10 protein-coding genes and 1 pseudogene are annotated in these 18,458 nt (G+C 67.2%); 6 read left to right on the top strand and 5 right to left on the bottom strand.

Annotation, left to right across the window (positions count from 1 at the left end; all coding sequences use genetic code 11):
• Positions 1-108: 108 nt before the first annotated feature.
• Positions 109-1,506 (top strand): carboxylesterase/lipase family protein, encoded by a 1,398-nt coding sequence (locus tag ABZ479_RS30000; protein ID WP_500464481.1) that lies wholly within the window; start codon positions 109-111, stop codon positions 1,504-1,506.
• A gap of 628 nt (positions 1,507-2,134) precedes the next feature.
• On the opposite strand, the gene ABZ479_RS29995 is transcribed toward ABZ479_RS30000, so the two are convergent.
• Positions 2,135-3,061, bottom strand: a complete 927-nt coding sequence (locus ABZ479_RS29995) for a DMT family transporter (protein ID WP_500464480.1) — start codon at positions 3,059-3,061, stop codon at positions 2,135-2,137.
• Between the two features lie 21 nt (positions 3,062-3,082).
• Between ABZ479_RS29995 and pdxR the strand changes: the two genes are divergently transcribed.
• The 5 genes and pseudogenes from pdxR to ABZ479_RS29970 all read left to right on the top strand — a co-directional run bounded on the left by pdxR (position 3,083) and on the right by ABZ479_RS29970 (position 13,219).
• Positions 3,083-4,651, top strand: a complete 1,569-nt coding sequence (gene pdxR, locus ABZ479_RS29990) for a MocR-like pyridoxine biosynthesis transcription factor PdxR (RefSeq protein ID WP_500464479.1) — start codon at positions 3,083-3,085, stop codon at positions 4,649-4,651.
• 238 nt (positions 4,652-4,889) lie between these two features.
• Positions 4,890-5,604: pseudogene (locus ABZ479_RS29985) on the top strand (DUF2637 domain-containing protein); the annotation flags it as partial.
• A 561-nt stretch (positions 5,605-6,165) separates the two neighbouring features.
• A complete protein-coding gene (locus tag ABZ479_RS29980) occupies positions 6,166-6,534 on the top strand; it encodes a GNAT family N-acetyltransferase (RefSeq protein ID WP_500464478.1) in 369 nt (122 codons plus the stop codon).
• Positions 6,535-7,482: 948 nt separating this feature from the next.
• Entirely contained in the window at positions 7,483-12,099 is a 4,617-nt protein-coding gene (locus ABZ479_RS29975; protein ID WP_500464477.1) for an NPP1 family protein, read from the top strand.
• Between the two features lie 109 nt (positions 12,100-12,208).
• Positions 12,209-13,219: a polyprenyl synthetase family protein gene (locus ABZ479_RS29970; RefSeq protein WP_500464476.1), complete on the top strand. Its 1,011-nt coding sequence runs from the start codon at positions 12,209-12,211 to the stop codon at positions 13,217-13,219.
• Positions 13,220-13,985: 766 nt separating this feature from the next.
• Here ABZ479_RS29970 and ABZ479_RS29965 read toward each other — a convergent pair.
• From ABZ479_RS29965 to ABZ479_RS29950, 4 genes are all read right to left on the bottom strand, one after another.
• Positions 13,986-15,119 (bottom strand): PP2C family protein-serine/threonine phosphatase, encoded by a 1,134-nt coding sequence (locus ABZ479_RS29965; protein WP_500464475.1) that lies wholly within the window; start codon positions 15,117-15,119, stop codon positions 13,986-13,988.
• A gap of 99 nt (positions 15,120-15,218) precedes the next feature.
• Entirely contained in the window at positions 15,219-15,395 is a 177-nt protein-coding gene (locus tag ABZ479_RS29960; RefSeq protein ID WP_500464474.1) for a hypothetical protein, read from the bottom strand.
• A 32-nt stretch (positions 15,396-15,427) separates the two neighbouring features.
• The gene (locus ABZ479_RS29955; protein WP_500464473.1) at positions 15,428-15,712 is read right to left on the bottom strand and encodes a hypothetical protein; all 285 of its coding nucleotides are present in this window, start codon (positions 15,710-15,712) and stop codon (positions 15,428-15,430) included.
• A gap of 600 nt (positions 15,713-16,312) precedes the next feature.
• Positions 16,313-16,801, bottom strand: coding sequence for a carboxymuconolactone decarboxylase family protein (locus tag ABZ479_RS29950; RefSeq protein ID WP_500464472.1), 489 nt, complete (start codon positions 16,799-16,801; stop codon positions 16,313-16,315).
• Positions 16,802-18,458: the final 1,657 nt, after the last annotated feature.

The following is an 18,458-nucleotide window of genomic DNA, read 5'->3' as shown; positions in this document are numbered from 1 at the left end:
AAGCGGCATTCCCACGAGTGCAGGGCCGCGCCTCGGGCGGGTCCGGAAAGTCAGCCCCATGTCTTCTCACGTCCGCCGGCCGGCCGATTCCACCCACCGGGGATCCCTGTGAACAAGATCCTCGTGCAGACGACGCAGGGCACCGTCCAAGGCGTGACGGACGAGGGTGTCAGCGTGTTCAAGGGCATGCCGTACGCCGCGCCTCTCGACGGCCCCAGGCGCTTCCAGGCACCGCAGCCACCGCAGCCGTGGGACGGTGTCCTCGACGCTTCCGCTTTCAGCGCCTCGCCTCCTCAGGCCCAGATGCCTCCCCTGCCGGCGCTGTGGCACCCGGGCGACAACACCGACTGCCTCACCGTCAATGTCTGGACGCCCGATCCCGGGGCAGCCGGACTCCCCGTGATGGTCTGGCTCTACGGGGGAGCGTTCATCTTCGGCTCCGCGAGCCAGCCCGAGTTCGACGGCGCGAACCTGGCGCGCTCGGGCGTCGTGCTGGTGACCTTGAACTACCGCACCGGCTTCGAGGGCCTGGGCTGGCTGCCGGACGCGCCGCAGAACCGGGCGCTGCTCGACCAACTCGCGGCCCTGCGCTGGGTGCAGGAGAACATAGCGGGTTTCGGTGGAGCCCCGGACAACGTGACGATCTTCGGGCAGTCGGCGGGAGGCAGCGCCGTGGCAGCGCTGACGGCCGCCGAGGCCGGCCGCGGGCTGTTCCGCCGGGCCATCGGGCAGAGTGTCGCAGCGGCTTTTCTGCCTGAGGAACGGGCGCGCGACACGGCACAGCGGATCGCGGCGGCGCTCGGTGTCCCGCTCACTTCCGAGGCCTTCGCGGACGTGGCGCCCGAGGCGATCCACGCCGTGCAGTCCCGGGAGGGCGAGGTCACTCCCTACGGACCGGTGCTGGACGGGGATCTGGTCCGCGACCAGCCCTGGCGCGGCCTGCGCGCGGAGGTCGACCTCATGACCGGGTACACCCGCGACGAGTACCGGTTCTTCGCCATGGCGATGCACGAGGACCTGTCCGCCGTCGACGTCTCCGCTGTCGCGGCGGCGCACGGCGTTCCGCTCGACGCCTACCGGGCCGCCTACCCCGGCGCCTCCGACGCCGATCTGTACCTGCTCATCCAGTCCGACGCGTTCTTCCGCATGCCGTCGACGTGGTGCGCGCAGGAGCACGCCGGCCGCAGCTGGCTCTACGAGGTGGCCTGGCCGACGCCCGTGTTCGGCGGGGCACTCGGCGCCTGCCACCTGCTCGACGTCCCGATGACGTTCGGCAACTTCCACGGCCCGATGGCGGCCATGCTCTTCGGCGACGCACTTCCGCCGGAGGTGGTCGGCCTGGCCGAGGAGGTCCGCAGGTCCTTGACGGCCTTCGCCGCCACCGGCGACCCCGGCTGGCCGCAGTACCGGAAGAGTGAGGCGCTCACGCGGATCTGGGACGTGCCCGTCTCGGTCGTGGCCGACCCCGTCTCCGCCTCCCGGGACATCTGGGCGGACAAGGTGTAAGTCCGTCCCAGGAGCGTGCCGGGCGAGGACGAGCGGTGGGTCCTCGCCCGGCACGTGGTCGTGTGCCGCCGGGGGTCGTCAGCGGCTCTCCCGCCGGTTCAGCAGGCGAAGGCCATCCATGGCGGAGCCGATGAGAGCGCACCCCACCAGCCCGAGGAGAACGCCGAAGGCGGTCCGCCCGCTGGAGGAACGGTCCACCAGTGCCATCACCATCTGCACCACCAACAGGGCCCCGGCCACAAGGCTCAGGACGCCCGTCCACCGATTCCTTGGAACGAACCGCCACCAGGGTTCCTCCGCTGAACGCCCCCACGGACGCTTGCCCTGAGTCACACCAACCTCCACAGCGCACGGGTACAGACTCAGGCAGTAGCGTTGCCCGCCATCGCCGTCTCATGCAGCGTCCCAGCGGGGACGGCAACAGCAGCACCCCGGAACACGGCTGCCAGCGGCGGTCCCCGTGACGGTCGGGGATCATTCGGCGAGGGCCTTTCGGCGCTTCCGGAGCAGAGCTGACGCGGCACGGTACCGGGCGGTACCGCTGGATCGCGCGACGTCACGAGCCGCGGCGCGGCCAACGTCAGGCGATGCCCCGCGCAGGGCCCTCCCGAAAGGCAGTTGGCAGGGACTAGCTGGTACGTGCGGAGGTGGGCGGATCCACTCGTGCGACCTCGACGGCAGGAGTGCGGTGCGGGCGAAGCCCCAGCACGAGGCCGATGATGAGCACGGTGATCCCCAGCCATACCGACGGGTTCGGTGTGCCGTTGCCCGAGATGGCGCCGACAACTGCCGCGGCGAGCGGCGCGATGCCGGTGAGCAGTCCAGCCTGCCCGGCGCCGACGGCGCGGACCGTCGAGTACCACAGGACGAAGGCGACCGCCGTCACCATCAACGCCAGGTAGCCGATGGCGGCCCACTGGGCACCGGACAACTCCCGCACCGCCGAGGGCCCTTCGCAGACCGTGGCGAGAACGGCCAGGAGCACGGCGGCCATCCACATCGCGTGCACGGACACACCCCACGGGGAGTGCCGCCGCAAGACCGGTACCGCGAGAAGGGTGAAGGCGGCCTCGCAGGCCAGGGCCAGCGCCGCCCAAGCCACCCCCACGGCGTCTGTGCGACCCGTCCCCTCCACCAGTACCGCTCCCGCCACGACCACCGGTGCCGCCAACAAGATCTGACGGCTGGGCCGGCGCCCCTCCAGCGCCGGGCCCATCGCCGCGAGGACCACCGGTGCGCAGGCGACCGCGACGGCCACCACCGCGGGCTCGGCATGGGCGACGCCCCGGACCACGGCCACGTTGAACAGCAGCAGACCGGTGACAGCGATCCCGGCGAGCCACAGCCACTCCCGTCCTCGCGGCCACACCAGCCGTGCGCCGGCGAGCCGGGCGACGACCAGCAGGATCACCGTGGCCATCGCGTAGCGAACCGCCTGCGGGGTGAACAGTGGAGCGTCCACGAGGGTGTGCGAAACGGTGACGCTGCTGCCGACGAGCGCCATCCCGAGCATGCCGGGCACGAGGGGGGTGAGGGAAGCGAAAGGTGTGCGCATACCGTCCACGCTGCCCCCACAATGGACGTCATGGACAGGTCCACAAAGGCATCGGTGCAGGGGTCCAATCAGGCGGAGGATCCAGCAGACCAGGTGCCGGACCGTGCTGCCTCACCGGGCTCGGACTTCCTTCAACTGGAGATCGGCCACGTACCCGCAGGCGGGCGCACCGCCTGGCTCACGGACCGGCTGCGGTCCGCCATCGCCGACGGCCGGCTGCACGTCGGAGCGAGGCTGCCCGCCAGCCGAGTTCTGGCGGAGGAGCTGCACGTCACCAGGGGCGTGGTCACCGAGGCCTACCGGCGGCTCGCCGAGTCGGGACAGATCGCCGGTCGTGGCCGGCTCGGGACGGTCGTCGTGGCGGCTCCCGCCGCTCCGCCCGCACGCGCACACAACGTGCCGGGGACCGGAGCCGGATCCGGGGCCGCGATCTTCACCTCCGGCCACAGCGACGGTGTCGTCGACGCACTGCGGGCCATGCCCTGCCACATCGACCTGTCACCCGGTGTCCCCGACCTCGCCGCCTTCCCCCGCACCGGGTGGCTGCGCGCCGAGCGTGCCGTCCTCGCGGACGCCACCCCGGCCGACTTCGGCTACGGCGATCCCCGCGGCGCGGCCGCCCTGCGCCGAGCGGTCGTGGGCTGGCTGGCGCGCAACCGAGGCATCCGCGCCGACCCCGAGGAGGTCGTGGTGGTCGCGGGTGTGGCGCAGGCCCTGAGCCTGCTCGCACGGCTGCTGCTGGCGGACGGCGTCCGCAGTATCGCCGTCGAGGACCCCGGATCCCTCGGAGCGCGCCAGCAGTTGGAGTACGGAGGCCACTCGATCGTGCCCATCCGGGTGGACGCCGGCGGCCTCGACGTCGGTGCGCTGCGTGCCAGTGGCGCCCGGGCGGTGCTGCTGACCCCGGCCCACCAGTTCCCGACCGGTGTCGTGCTCGACGGGGAACGCCGCAGAGAGCTGCTGGGCTGGGCCGCCGAGGGCGGGGTGGTGATCGAGGACGACTACGACGCCGAGCACCGCTACGACCGGCCACCGGTGCCGGCGCTGCGCTCGTTGATGCCCGAGGGGGTCTGCTACGCGGGCAGCGTCTCCAAACTGCTGGCGCCCGCACTCCGCATCGGATGGCTCCTCGTACCACCGGACCGGCTGGACGCCGTTGTGGCCGCCAAACGGTACGCCGACCTGGGCAACGGCGTCCTCACCCAGTTGGTCCTCGCCAGGCTGATGGACTCCGGCGAGCTGGAACGCCATCTGCGCCACGTCCGGGGCCGCCACCGCCGGCGCCGCGACATGATGCTGAGGGCCATCGAGGAGCACCTCCCTGGTGCCCACGTGCACGGGACAGCCGCCGGCCTGCACCTCATGGTCACGTTCGGCGACCCGCCCGACGGCGCGCACGACCCCGGCCTGTCCGACGGCGCCCTCGCAGCTGCAGCCCTCGACCGGGGCGTGAAGGTACATCCGCTCTCCTGGCATCGCATCGGCCCCGGGCCGCCCGGCCTGGTACTCGGCTACGCGGCGGGCTCCGCCCGCGACATCGAGGAGGGCATCGCCGCCATCGGTGCCGCCCTGCGCGGGCTTCGTCCCTGACGCCCGTACGTCACCACTGCGCTCCGCTGTTCCCGACGGCGCCCGAGGCCTGAGGCCGGCGGCTTTGGTCGCGCTCCGGCTGCTTGCAGGTGATCGAGCGGGGGTGACTCCTGACCTTGTGCTCGTGGGGTGCCGTGTGCTGCCGGGCCGTGAGAGTGTTGGCCTTAGCTACAGCCTGTGACAGAAGAAGCAGGAGAGGCCGCCGGTCGTGGAGGGGGAAGCGCAGGACACCGAGCAGCTGGGGCGTACCCAGAGGATCCTGATCGGTGTCGTCGTGATCGGCGCGCTGATCATCGCCGCGATCGGCTTCGCCGGATCGTACGCCGCGGTACGCGAACTGGCGCTCCGCAAGGGCTTCGGCGCCTTCGCCAACGTCTTCCCGATCGGAATCGGACGCCGGCATCGTCGTCCTGCTCTCGCTCGACCTGCTGCTGACCTGGCTGCGCATCCCGTTCCCGCTGCTGCGCCAGACCGCATGGCTGCTGACTGCTGCCACGATCGCCTTCAACGGCGCGGCGGCCTGGCCGGACCCGCTGGGCGTCGGGATGCACGGCATCATCCCGATCCTCTTCGTCGTCTCGGTCGAAGCCGCTCGGCACGCGATCGGCCGGGTCGCCGACATCACCGCCGACAAGCACATGGAATCCGTCCGGCTCGCCCGCTGGCTCCTTGCCCCGGCCGCGACCTTCCGCCTATGGCGCCGCATGAAGCTGTGGGAGCTCCGCTCCTACGACGACGTCATCCGCCTCGAGCGGGAACACCTCATCTAGCAGGCCCGTCTGCGTGCCCGCTTCGGCCGGGCCTGGAGCCGCAAGGCCCCGGTCGAAGCTCTCATGCCGCTTCGCTTGATCCGCTATGGCATCTCGTTGAGCGAGACCGGCCCCGCTGGCCTGGCGGCGGCCGGGATACTTCCCGCCGCACCAGAGCGTCCTGCCCTTGAGTTGGCCACGCCCGAGGAGACCGGGGGAGCGGTCTAAGGCAGCTGCGGCCCGAAGTCGTCCTCCGCACCCCGCACAAGGGCGACGGGGTTGGCGAGGTCCGGCACCAGGACTGCCGGAACGCGCGATGGCCTTCTCCGCAGGAGGCGGGCGTTCGAGCACTTGGATGTCGTAGCCACCGAAACCCAGGCCTCCCTGGCCGCGTTCGTCATTCCCACCCGCTGCCTCACGCTCTTTGGCGCGGATCCCTGCGCCGGTGTCACGCGCACGGGTACCGGCATCATGCGTCGGCGAGTGCCGGGGTGCTGCCGCGGACGACGAGACGGGGCGTCATGGTGGTCTGCCGCCGTAGAGGCGTGTGCTCTCGTCCTAGGCACCGCGGCAGCTGGTGATCGCTCCGTGCTCTCTTAACGCCTCTTTGCCGTCCTCAGTGGCGCAAGCAACTCCTGCTGTTCACTAGGGGACTATATAGTCCCACTCAATGCAAGGCCGACTGAAAGACGGCTTCATACTGGACTATATGGTCCAGGTTGTCCTGGTTCGGAGCCAGCGCGACAACAGTTGGAGAGGAAGGCCATGAGTAGAGAACAGCACGTTCCATCAACTGAGCAGCTGATCGACAACATCGAGCAAGGCCGCTTTGGGGTCTGCCGTGACAACCAGCTTGCCGGCTGGCTGTACTACACCCACCTGAAGCCCAACCGGTACGCGCTCCGGCACACTGAAGTCGAGTCGAGTCATCAGCATCAGGGTGTGGGGGCCGCTCTGGTGCGGCGGGTGTTCGACGAGGTTCGCGCCCGTGGAGGCACGATCACCGCGAGCTGCCCAGTTGCGGGCGACTACCTCTCGCGGACGACCGCCCATGCCGATCTGGTCGACGCTCGCCACCCGGGCTACTCCGATCGCGCTTCGGCCGAGTTGGCGCTGACAGCGGTCGGTGGCTGAGACGATCGGGCCTCCACCAGGGACTTCCTCAGCGCCCCATTTCGGCCTGACCATGTGCTGGCTCGAGCTCGGTCGAGGCATACCGGGGCTTAGGCGCTGGCCAGGTGATTGGGTGCGCCGCTGGCCGCCGATGAGCTCACGTCTCCCCGATCGCTCGTAGTACCAAGGCGCTGGTAAGACGCCGACTCCGCCCGACGCTAACTTCTCGCCGACTACACAGCCGGCATGGATGGGGCTGCACCGACGCCCCTGCGGTGTCGCAACCGCTACGGACTTGGAGTGCCATCGAGCAAGGGACCGACAGAACTCTCCTCGAAGTAGCGCCCAAGAACAGCTGTGATCGGCGGGTCGGGGAGGACCGGTAAGGCTGAAGACTGGTGTGGGGTTGCTCGACGCGCGTCTGACCCTGCGGTGTGATGGCCCGTCAGCGTGTAATCGATACGGTTTCCCACATGGCGCTACTTACTGAGCTTCATGGCACTTGTGCGGGTTCGGATAGTGCTCATCGGCCCATAAGGTGTGCAGTAGAGCCCAAATGAATTCTCAGACAATTTATCGCGATGTCACCTGAGGCAGATGGCGCACGGGGCGTCAGTTTCCTTCTAGGCGTATAAATTGCCGCACCGGCATGCCGTCCGTGTGGGTTCGATTGGCGAACAACGGTCGCCCACGAGCGGTAGCAAACGCACGACTCGGGCAACCTGTCGGTCCACAACACGCGCTCATCGCTGACTATATCGGACATCTCATTCTGGTTGATTTATCAACCGCTTCGCCCTACGATCCCACCCGACGTCGTCGTCGACACCAAGTTGTGAGCTCATTCGGGTCGATGAGTGCGACCTCGACGCATGCATACCTAGATATCACGTCAGGCATGGGTGGACACCCAGGTGTGCTCTATTTGGCACGCTCCGATCTGATCGGAGCCATCATCAAGGAAGTCAGTTGCGACAGGAGTTCCTCCGAAGAGGCTGGCACGCAGCCGGTACCGCGCTGGTGGCCGGCATAGTGAGCCTGATTTCGGCGCTGGCCGCCGTCCAGATCGCCGTTCGCATCGTGATAAGACACAGCGGTTCCTATTTTGACGTTCTCGTAGCGAAGCACCTCGCCCCGGACCTCTCCGGCACCGTGGGCGGATTCGTCGCCGGTTCCGGCGTACCCGTCGACTGGCATATGGCCTTGTTCTCGGGCCACATCTCCGCCCCCTGGGTCTTCGAGCAGCGCTCCGAGTTGCTCCTCATCGGGGTCGGTCCGCTGCTCGGTGCCGTCGTGCTCGGGTGGTTCGTCGCCGCCGCGGCTCGAGTTCTCGGGCTGCCGAAGTGGCCGTTGCTGGCGGCGTCGGCGAGTTCCTACGCCATCCTCGCAGGCGTCGTACAGGTGGCGACCCGTAACGAGGGCGGTTCGGCGGTGATGGAACTGTCGATGTCGACCGTCTGGGCCGTCGTCGCGGCGGCCGGCTGGGCAGTGGTCGTCGGTGGTGCCGTCGCGCGCTTCTACCCCTCGACGAGGCAGCGTTCGGATCATGACGTGCAGGCAGCGCGACAGCGGGCCGTGCGGGGGACGGCGGTCGCAGCCGCCGTAGCGGTGGTCGCCTCGGTGCTGACGGCCAGTACCGCGTCGGCGGCTCCCACGCAGCCGCAGCCGTTGCCGAAGTGGAGGGCCTCAGGTGTCAGTGATGCCTTGAAGGGGCTCCAACGTGAGACCGGTCACAAGCTCAACGTGGCCAGCAATCCGCAGACGGGCACTCCCTCTGCGCTGGGTGGTCTGCACAGTCGTCTGGCCGGGGGTGACGTTCCGGCGTGGCTCCGCGCTCACGCGAAGCTCTTCGGTGTCGCCGACACCGACGGCATGCTCTCCAAGGGCACTGGCCGCGTCCAACTGCCCGACCCGACCGGCGCCCACCACGTCTGGTACGACCAGTCGATCCACGGCGTACCCGTGTACAACGCCCGGCTCGGCGTGCACCTGGACCGCAGCAACACGACGGTGACCGCCGTCACCAACGGGTTGCGCCCCGACCTGGTCCCTCCGGCCTCGACGGAGCCGACGGTACGTCAGAAGGACGCTGTCGCGGTCGCCAGCAAGACGATGCGGCACGCGAAGACGACCGCTTCCCCCTCGCTGGTGGTCTACCCAGGCTCTCCGATGCAGGGATTCAAGAGTCCCTCGGCCCTGGCCTGGCAGATCGATCTGATGGACGAAGGAGGATTCAGCGAGCGGATCTTCGTCGATGCTCTGCGCAAGGGAGTCATCGTCGGTGTCCAGCCCCTTACCGAGACGGCGGAGGCCGCGGCCGCGGTTCCCGACCCTCCGAGGGCGCTGCCGCAGAACGCCACGGAGAATGACCTCAAGTGGGAGCCGGCCGTCGACTACGACACCAACAGCTGCTACAACGTGCCGGCGATCGGGCCGGACGGCACCATCTCCCAGGGTCTCGACCACAACAACACGACGAGCTCGGCGTATTGCCATGACCAGTCCGATCTCGACAACACCAACGCCTACTCGCGGCAACGGTGCAACTACGGATGGTGCGTCTACCTCTACGACTACTACTTCGAGAAGGACGTGGCGGTCGAGACCGTCGCCGACGCCGGCGGGCACGTCCACGACTGGGAACACGTAGCGGTCTGGGTGAAGGACGACAAAGCCGAGTACGTGGCGACGTCCGCACACGGCGGGTACCACGTCTACCCGGCTAGCGGGGTCCGCTGGGACGGAACCCACCCCAAGGTCGTCTACCACAAGGACGGTGGCTTGACCCACGCCTTCCGTATCGCCACCGCGGGCGACGAGCCGCCAGAGAACTACTATCACGACTGGCGACGTCCAACGCTTGTCTCCTACAACGGCTTCCCCCGCGGAATCAGGGAGAAGCTCTTCGCCTATGACTTCGGCGAGGCGACGATGGGCATCAAGGACTCCGCGTTCGCGGGCAACCTCGAAGCTGCCATCCCGACGCATCAGGAATGCCGCGACTTGCCCCATGATGCAGGCCAGCAGTGCGAAGACGTCGCGAACTTCCCTTTCCTTTCCATTGCCGACCAAGGCTCTCCGGGCTATCCGCCGGTCCACCCGCAGGGCGTGTACCGTGAGGTCTTCGACATGAAGCACCAGACGAACTATTCCGCGGCCGTACAGGTGAGGGAGGAGGGTGGCCCGGCCACCAACGACGTCGACGCGAACGACGCATACGCGCAGAGCGGCGTGGTCTACAACTTCTACAAGGACAAGTTCGGGCGCAACAGCATAGATGATCTTGGCATGTCGCTGGAGTCATATGTGCACTACAGCACGGGTTACAAGAACGCTAACTGGAACGGCGCGTACATGACGTACGGCGACGGCATGCTGTCGCAGGACGTCTCCGGCCACGAGATGACGCACGGCGTCACCCAGTACACCGCCGGCCTCCAGTATGCGTTCCAGTCCGGGGCGCTGAACGAGAGCATCTCCGACTTCTTCGGTGAAATGACCGAGCGGGCAGCAAAGGGGAAGACTGACTGGCTGCTGGGTTCCGACATGAGGGTCATGGAACCGATCCGGTCCATGGCGGACCCCACCATTTACAATCAGCCGCGACACATGAGCGCGTACTCGCAGACCTGTTTCGACAATGGTGGTGTCCACACCAACAGTGGCATTCCGAACTATGCGTTCTACCGCATGTCCGTTCTCATGGACCCGGATACCACCACGAACATCCTGTGGCGGGCGATGACTCAGTACCTGTCTCCGACGTCGACGTTCGCCGACGCCGAGACGGCCATGGTGACCGCTGCCTCCGACCTCTACGGTGCGACGTCCCGTCAGGCGTCCGTGACCAACACTGTCTGGGAGAACGAAGTCGGGGTCACTCCGACCACCCCGGACGAGCGACCCGAGGGTTGTAGTACTGGCGGTGGCATCACCTGCACGACCATGGAGCAGATCTACAGCGGCTCCGCAGCGTTGACGGCCGACGGCGCCTCGCTCGAGGACGTGGTGGGGTCGCTGGTGCACATGTACGAGCTCGGCACGGTTGCCCCGTCCCCCGCTGTGGCCTATTACGAGAAGCTCTTCCTCGACAACAGGGACGATTTCGACGACACGTTGAAGCTTGAAGGGCCTCTTCTCGACCAGATGGTGAAGACGGTCCAGGCTGTGGCGCCCGTGTTCCAGGCGGTCGGAACCGACCAGGCCGACACGGTCATCATCACCCAGAACCAGATCGACTCGGCCGACGCTTTCAAGGACGCGGTGGTCACCGCCGCCAATGAGCAGGGCAAGACGTATCTGGCCCAGCTGGCCCGGCAGGAATGGGACAGGATCGACGCACAGCACCTAGTGGGCCTCAGCGTCACCGGAGGCCTCCACTACCTCGACAGCATCGCCCAGCAAGCTCCCACCGTCACCCCCGGACCGGCCGCACCGTCACTGGCCTCCACCTTCAACAACGTGTCCGTCACTCAGGACACCGCCACGAACGCCGGCGACGTCGACGGCGGCGGGGCCAGCTTCTCCGCCCAGGCACTCGCCAAGACGGGCGTCACCCCCGGCTCGACGGTGGCTCACAGCGGCGCGGCCCTGACCTGGCCGTCCACCGCAGGCAGCGGCAAGGCGGACAACACCGTCGCCAACGGTCAGACCATCGCCCTCAGCGGCACCGGCGACAGCCTCGGGTTCCTGGTCTCGGCAACGTACGGACCCGCGGGCGGAACCGGGACCGTCTTCTACTCCGACGGAACCAGCCAGCAGTTCAGCCTGAACAGCCCCGACTGGTTCAGCGGCGACGGTGACGTGGCCATCGCCGCCTCTTACCAGAACCGTGCGGGCAACCAGACGTACCAGGGACCTGCGTACATCCACTACGTCGGCGTGCCCCTGCGGTCCGGCAAGACACCGGTCAGCGTCCAGCTGCCCAAGGTCAGCGCCGCAGCGGCCCAGAACACGCCGACGCTGCACGTCCACGCCATGGGCCTCGGCAAGGCCGCAACCGGCCTGGCGTCGGCATTCAACAACGTCGCCGTCACCCAGGACACCGCCACGGACGTAGGCGACTTCGACGGCGGCGGAGCCAGCTACTCCGCACAGGCAATCGCCGCAGCGGGTGTCGCGCCGGGTTCCACCATCACCCACGCGGGTCTCGACTTCACCTGGCCCTCCACCGCCGGCACGACTGCGACCAGCGGCACACGTACCCTCGGTCAGCCCGACAACGCCGTCGCCAACGGCCAGACCCTCGCCGTCAACGGCACTCGAGGCAACACCCTCGCGTTCCTGGTCTCGGCCAGCTACGGACCCGTGGGAGGAAACGGCACCGTCTTCTACTCCGACGGAACCAGCCAGCAGTTCAGCCTGAACAGCCCCGACTGGTTCAGCGGCGACGGTGACGTGGCCATCGCCGCCTCCTACCAGAACCGTGCGGGCAACCAGACGTACCAGGGACCTGCGTACATCCACTACGTCGGCGTTCCCCTGCAGACCGGCAAGACACCGGTCAGCGTTCAACTGCCCAAGGTCAGCGCCGCGGCCGCGCCTCACACGCCCACGCTGCACATCTACGCCATGACCCGAGGCTGACACCCGCACCCTCACCACGCGGGGCCGGTCCGACCGGCCGGCCCCGCACCCGATCGCACAACCGCGCCGCCTCCACGAGCGTGAGCGCAGCTAGGGAACTGGTACCCGCGTGACCACCGCACCGCCCTACTGGCGCACCATCCGACACCGTGAGCTGAGAACCCGTATAGCCGAGGGCCTTTCGGCGGTCGACACCATGATGTTCGACTCGTGCAAGACCGAGCAGCCGCTGCTCGCCGCAGCCGCTCAACACCTCATCACCGCCGGCGGTAAACGCTTCCGCGCCGCACTCACCTTGCTCGCCGCGCAGTTCGGCGACGCGGACGCACCCGCGGTCATCAAAGCCGCTGCAGTCGTCGAGTTCATCCACCTGGCATCACTCCATCATGACGACGTCATGGACCAGGCCCACGTCAGGCGCGGCGTCCCCACCGTCAACGCCCGATGGGGGAACCGGATTGCCGTACGTTCCGGCGACTTCCTCCTCGCACGCTCCGCGCAGCTGACCGCAGAACTGGGCGCGGAAGTGATCCGCTCCCAACGATCGGCACTCAGCCGCCTGGTACAAGGACAAGCCCTCGAAGTCCAAGGGCCCCGTCCGGGAGAAGACCCTCTCACCCACTACCTGAAGGTGGTCGATGACAAAACCGGCTCCCTCATAGCCCTCGCCGGCCGCACAGGCGCGATGGTCGCAGGAGCCCACCCCGACATCGTCGAGGCGTTCGACACCTTCGGCGAAACCCTCGGCCGGGTCTTCCAACTCGCGGACGATCTCCTCGACATATCAGGCGACCCCGCCTCCTCCGGAAAGAAGGCTGGCACCGACCTGCGCCAAGGCGTTGACACCCTGCCCGTACTGCTTCTGCGCGCGTCGCCCCCCGATCCCCATGACCCTGCCGACAGCCGGCTGCGCGTCCTGTTGGACGGCAGTCTCCACAACGACCGCGATCACCAAGAAGCCCTCGAACTCCTACGCCGCCACGCCGCGTTTCAGCAAGCCCGCGAGTACACCGCACGGGAAGCGATCAAAGCACGCCAAGTGGTGGCTGAACTGCCCCGCTGCCCGGCCCGCACGGTCCTGCTCGACCTGTGCCAGAACGCGGCGACGCGCATTGCCTGACCCGACCGTGCACCTCACGACGTTTCGTGCGCCACGTTCCCTCCTGCCCCGCCTCCCGTCGCTATCGACGCCCAAAGCATGATCATTCCCCAGCGACTCGCGGACCGGACGGCACGTACGCACGTGACTCCTGCTAGCGCGGGCAGCGCCCCGGACTGCAGCGCCGCTCCCTGGCCGCAGCTTGGGACAGCCACGGACCCGGTCACCACCGATGATCTCTGACCGCTGTCTTGGTCTGCTTGGCCCCCTCGCACCGCCCGGACGGATTGACGTGCGAGGGCGCGGAGATTGCCCGAGCGCCGATCAGCGTTGACGCCGGGATCGTGGTGCTGCTCGCACTCGACCTGCAGCTGACCTGGCTAGGCATCCTGGTCCCCCGGCCGGAAGACCGTGGCGCATGAAGCCGCGGCAGCTTCGTGTCTAGAACGACGTCATCTGTCTCGAGTATGAGCAACTCATCTACCAATCCTGGCCTCGCACCGGCTACGGTCGTGCCTGCCAACGCGAGGCCGCCGTCGACGCCCCCATGCCGCTCCGGTTCACCCGCTGCGGCATCCTTCTCACTGAGACCAGCCCCACCGGTCTGGCCGCAGCTGGCATTGAATCTGTGGTGCGGGCAGCACCGCGTCCTGAAGCGTGAGCGCCACCTGCCGCTTACGGAGCATTGTCCTGTCGCAGATGTCCGTTGACCTGCTGGAGCTCGCGGATCGTGCGTAAAGGTCGAACTCCATCTGCCGGCACCCACCGGAATCAGCTCTTGACGACGTCAGCGTTCGCGCTGGAGGGCGACGAGGGCCATGTCGTCGCACAACGGCCCGTGGGCATGGCCCAGCAGGTCACGGGTGACCGCCTGCACTAGGGTGACCGGACCGGAGCTGGTGAGGCCGGCGGCGCGTTCCGTCAAGGGGTAGAAGCCACCCTCGACGTCACGAGCCTCGGTGAGGCCGTCGGTATAGAGCAGCATCTGATCGCCGACGACGAAGGGGAAGATGCTGGGGGCGTACGTGCTCTCGGCCAGGGCACCGAGGCCGAGCGGCGGGGCGGGCTCCGCGACGTTGAGCAGGGTCGCCCGGCCCTCGTGCAGTAGGAGCGGGGGCAGGTGACCGCAGCTGACCACGTGGACGCACGGCTCGTCGTCGGGGATCTCGACGACCGCGGCCGTCACGAATCGCTCCCCCAGGTCAGCCTCTGCTGGTGTGTCGCAGAACTCCACCAGATCCCAATGCAAGCTGGCCTCCAGCGATGCGACCAGTTCCGGCAGCGGTACCTGGCGGTGGGCCGCGGCCCGGAAGGCGCCGAGCACCGTCTGGGTTTCGCCGAGCGAGCTCAGTCCCTTGCCGCGGACGTCCCCTATGAGCAGGCGCGTGGCATTCGCGGTGCGGGCGATCGCGTAAAGGTCGCCGCCGACGCGGGCGCCGCCGTCGGCCGAGCGGTAAGCCGAGGCGATCGTCAGCGGGCCCGAACGACACGGAAGGGGCCGCAGTACGACCCGCTGGGCCGCCTCGGCGATCCGGCGCACGCTGGCAAGTTCGTTCCGTCCCCGCTCGCTCGACAGGGCGAGGACCACGAGCAGCATTGATAGCAATGCCAGCGACGCCAACTGCACCAGGACGTTCTCTGTGGTCACGACATCGCGTTCGATGCCGGCGACGACCCGCGCCAGCACGGCGAGCAGCGCCGTAATGGCTCCGCGCAGGGGCCCCGCGAAGGCGGCGACCAGCGCCACCGGCACCACCAGGATGTGCGCCACGTGGATGTCCGTCGGCAGGAACAGATCCGCCACCGGAACGGCCACGATCAAAAGCGCGGCCGCGGCGCTGAGTGCGTAGTCGCGGGCCCACGCCGAGACGGTTTTCCGGTCCCCCGTGCCACGGAGTCGGTCACGCCACCACGCGTCCATACGGACTCCTCTCCTTGGTTGGCCCGCGTCGCGCCACACGGGCTCAAAGAGGCCAGCTCGATGGCATCTACCATCGTCCAGCGTTATCGATGTGCTGTGTCAGATTTCGATCCACACTTGTCGTCGCTGGCTCCTTGATGTCCGGATAAGACCAAGCAGCGTCCCTAGGCGCCATCGCACCGACAAAAACGTCGTGGCACTGCGCTTGCCCTCGGCGATGCCTTTCTCCACAGCGGCGAGCAGCGCCAATCGGTTGTTCATCATGTAGATGTACATTTCGGGAGGAGGGTAAGCAGGCGAGGGGGGCCTTACCCGACGCCCGGGGCCGGCTCAGGTACCGGGGCGCCGCCGGGTCCGGGGCCGACGCCCGGTTCCTCCGGGAGGTGGAGGAAGAAGAGCGTGTTCAGCACGTCGTCCGACATGCCGGCCAGGATGGCCTCCGGCGTGGTGGCCATTGCGTGGGCGAGGTCGTCCACCAGGTGGGCCAGACCGTTGATGCCGGACTCCTGCGCGCCCGAGGCGGGGCGGGGGCAGGGGTCCGCGGGGCGGTGATGGTCACCGGCGCCGCGTTGGGTGGTCGTCTGGTTGCTCATGCGCATCCTTCCGAATGGACAGGGGCCGCCGCGGCGAGATGCCGTGCGAGGGGTGCCTGACAGGCCCGGCGGAAAGTGGGTATTACCCTCGATGCTGATTACCGATTCGTTAGCGGCCTCGGTCTCGACGGTCTCCCGAACAAGCACTGCCTTCATCATTCTTTCCCCTCATCGATCCCTTTTCTTGGGACGGATTTGCCCTCATGTCCGCCCGAGTTAGGCTCGAGACGCCCTCCCCGTGATTGCTCTTCAAGCCCGGTTATGACAGCGGGCTTCAGCCAGACGTCACGTTGTGAACTCGCAACCAGTTCACGCATTCGGCCAGAGATTAGCGTCGGGCGGACTTAGCTTCTTACCAGCGACTTGACGCTATGAGCGCTCGGCGAGACGTGAGCGCATCGGCGGCGGCCAGCCGGGCCGCATCATCTGGCCAGCGTGTCGTGAGGCCGCTATGAGGCTTAGAGGGAATGCCTGATCGTAGCCCGATAACGTCCTGATCCTGATGCCCGCAGCACGCGGGCACTGTCTGATGGCCGCTCGGACCGGCCGAAGCCGACTGACCGCGGAGGTTACAGTAGCGCCCGAGCGGTCCCGTTGGACTCAGCTGGATACCGGATCCGCGTCGTCGGTTACGGCGTCAGGTGTGGCGCCTTGGGCGAGCTTCAACCGCGTCCAAACATTCATGTTGATGATGACGGCGGCGAGTTCCGCGATCTCGGTTTCGTTGAAGTGGATGGTCAGCTCTTCGTGCAGGGCCGGAAACGCGTTCAGATCGTAGTTTGTCAGCCCTTCGCAGTACGCCAGCGCGGCCTGTTCGGAGGCGTGGAACATCTTACTCTGACGCCAGCTCGCTAGGTGCGCGACCTTGTCTGGGTTGATTCCCTTTTCAAGTGCAGTTCTCGTATGCAAGATCAGGCAGTAGGAACAGGGTGTAAGCTGCGCGACACGCAATCTGATCAATTGCGCGAGTTGACTGTCTATGGTGAGCTCAGCCTTGTATCCGAAGGCTTTCGCCATCTCCTGGGCGAGGGAGTGAAGCGACGTCAGGTCGGGATCGAACCGGAGATTCGCATATATTGTATCGTTCATCGCGTGCTCGATTCTATATGGCGTGAGAACTCAACTATGTTTAGCATAGGAGCGCGGTACTGTTCGCGCATTGGATCGGTTTCCGCTCGTCATGGAGTCGAAGATTACGAAGTTAATTCCTGAAGTCGCATCTCTGGCTGTCGAGCCAGTTCGCGGTATGTTCACCGGATTTCATCTTGATTGCCACGACAAATGGGCTGGTGAGTCTCGGCCGAAGCGCCGCTGTGAAGTGGGCGTGAAACCTGGGGATGTCTGATTTCCGCGCCTTGATCGCGGGGTGTTGCAATCAGCCCGGCGGGATATAGCTTGTCTGTCGTGACCAGGAAATCCTTGGACTCCACCACCCGGTGGGGTTCAACGATGACGGTGCTGTCGGCGATGTTGAAACGTGTTTAGCGGCACCACAGCACAGCCGGTCCCGTAGGTGTCGACCGAGTAGCCGAGGGCCGGTGCTGGGGACGGCACGCTGTCATCGTCGAGGCGAGAAGAATGGCCTTTCATCAGTCTTCTGATGCCTACCACAGTCCCACAGATGGTCGCGAAAAGGCTGGTCGGTCACCTGTCCGGCTTGCCCGGCTGGCTCCCCGGAGACGACGTCCACATTGGTCCCGGGTGCCCCGTTGTCCCAGTAAGCGTTAGAGGGCTCCGTCTCGTCTTGCTGGGGCACACGGTATTGCGGGTCGGTGAGCTGTGAGGTGCGCTGTGGGCTCTCGCTGTACTCCGGCGTGCCTACCTCCCAGACGGTGCTGGAGTGTTCCTTCTGCCCTATTCGCGTCATGCCTCGCCCAGACTCTTACCTTCTGGCAGCGTGTCAGGGATCGCGAGCGAGGGCCCGGCCATGTGTGGTCCATGAGCGGACGGTTGACTTGATGGTCAGAGGCTAGCTGTCTCGAGCCCGGGCTGCTTCCCCTCAGCTGCGTTGCCAGTCGCCTTCGACAGACGCGGCATGGATGCAAACGCATGGTGGGACGCGGGAGTCGTGGCGCTGACGCGTCCGGCTACGGCCTGGTCAGAAGTGCCGTGCATTGTGACGCTGGGCCCCGAGCACCTGTCGGCCGACCTATCGCGAATGATCACCGTCGTCGGCACCGCGTGTAGCGCCGACGGACGGGTGGGTCCACGATAGGGCGTCCAGCCCGAAACAGTGCTGCCGGGTACGCTTCCCGGCGCGCGGGCACCCGGGGAGGTAGACGCAGGTGCGCCGCACAGCGGGTCAGCGCCGCCACCTTCCGTTCGTGGTCGGAGAAGGAACAGATCAGCGTCCTGTACAAGCCGTCGCACTGGCAGATCCGGGTGACCGTGCCCGAAGGCTGGAGTCACGTCGGGCTGCTGCCGGCCCCGGTCGCCGGCGACGCAGCATGGGCCTACCCGAACCAACCTGGCAGCACCTTCACTACCTGGGCCGGGGGAGCGGAGGTCAACCTGGCGCTGCGCAACCACATCGCGCCGTGGCGAATCGAGATCCTCGACGGCCTCGTGTGGGAGTCCGGGGTCCCCGCTGCGGGACTGGGCGGACAAGCTCAAGACGGCCTGGCAGCGGCTGCGCGCGATCGCCTCGCTCCACGGAGACGACCACCAGCGCCTGGCCTGCCACCTCGCCTCGCGTGGCGTGCGGCAGGCGGTGCTCTATCGACTCTTCAGCCAGGGAGCAGGTCAG

This window comes from Streptomyces sp. NPDC005722, assembly GCF_040630935.1.
Classification (GTDB): Bacteria; Actinomycetota; Actinomycetes; order Streptomycetales; family Streptomycetaceae; genus Actinacidiphila.
The sequence above is the reverse complement of the archived record's forward strand: the minus strand, read 5'-3'. Positions and strand labels throughout refer to the sequence as shown.

What these genes read in the sequence shown, in the direction of transcription:
- ABZ479_RS29960 (WP_500464474.1), bottom strand. Translation starts at nt 15,395, where the DNA reads ATGTACATCTACATGATGAACAACCGATTGGCGCTGCTCGCCGCTGTG.
- ABZ479_RS29995 (WP_500464480.1), bottom strand. Translation starts at nt 3,061, where the DNA reads ATGCGCACACCTTTCGCTTCCCTCACCCCCCTCGTGCCCGGCATGCTC.
- ABZ479_RS29955 (WP_500464473.1), bottom strand. Translation starts at nt 15,712, where the DNA reads ATGAGCAACCAGACGACCACCCAACGCGGCGCCGGTGACCATCACCGC.
- ABZ479_RS29950 (WP_500464472.1), bottom strand. Translation starts at nt 16,801, where the DNA reads ATGAACGATACAATATATGCGAATCTCCGGTTCGATCCCGACCTGACG.
- ABZ479_RS29965 (WP_500464475.1), bottom strand. Translation starts at nt 15,119, where the DNA reads ATGGACGCGTGGTGGCGTGACCGACTCCGTGGCACGGGGGACCGGAAA.
- pdxR (WP_500464479.1), top strand. Translation starts at nt 3,083, where the DNA reads ATGGACGTCATGGACAGGTCCACAAAGGCATCGGTGCAGGGGTCCAAT.
- ABZ479_RS29980 (WP_500464478.1), top strand. Translation starts at nt 6,166, where the DNA reads ATGAGTAGAGAACAGCACGTTCCATCAACTGAGCAGCTGATCGACAAC.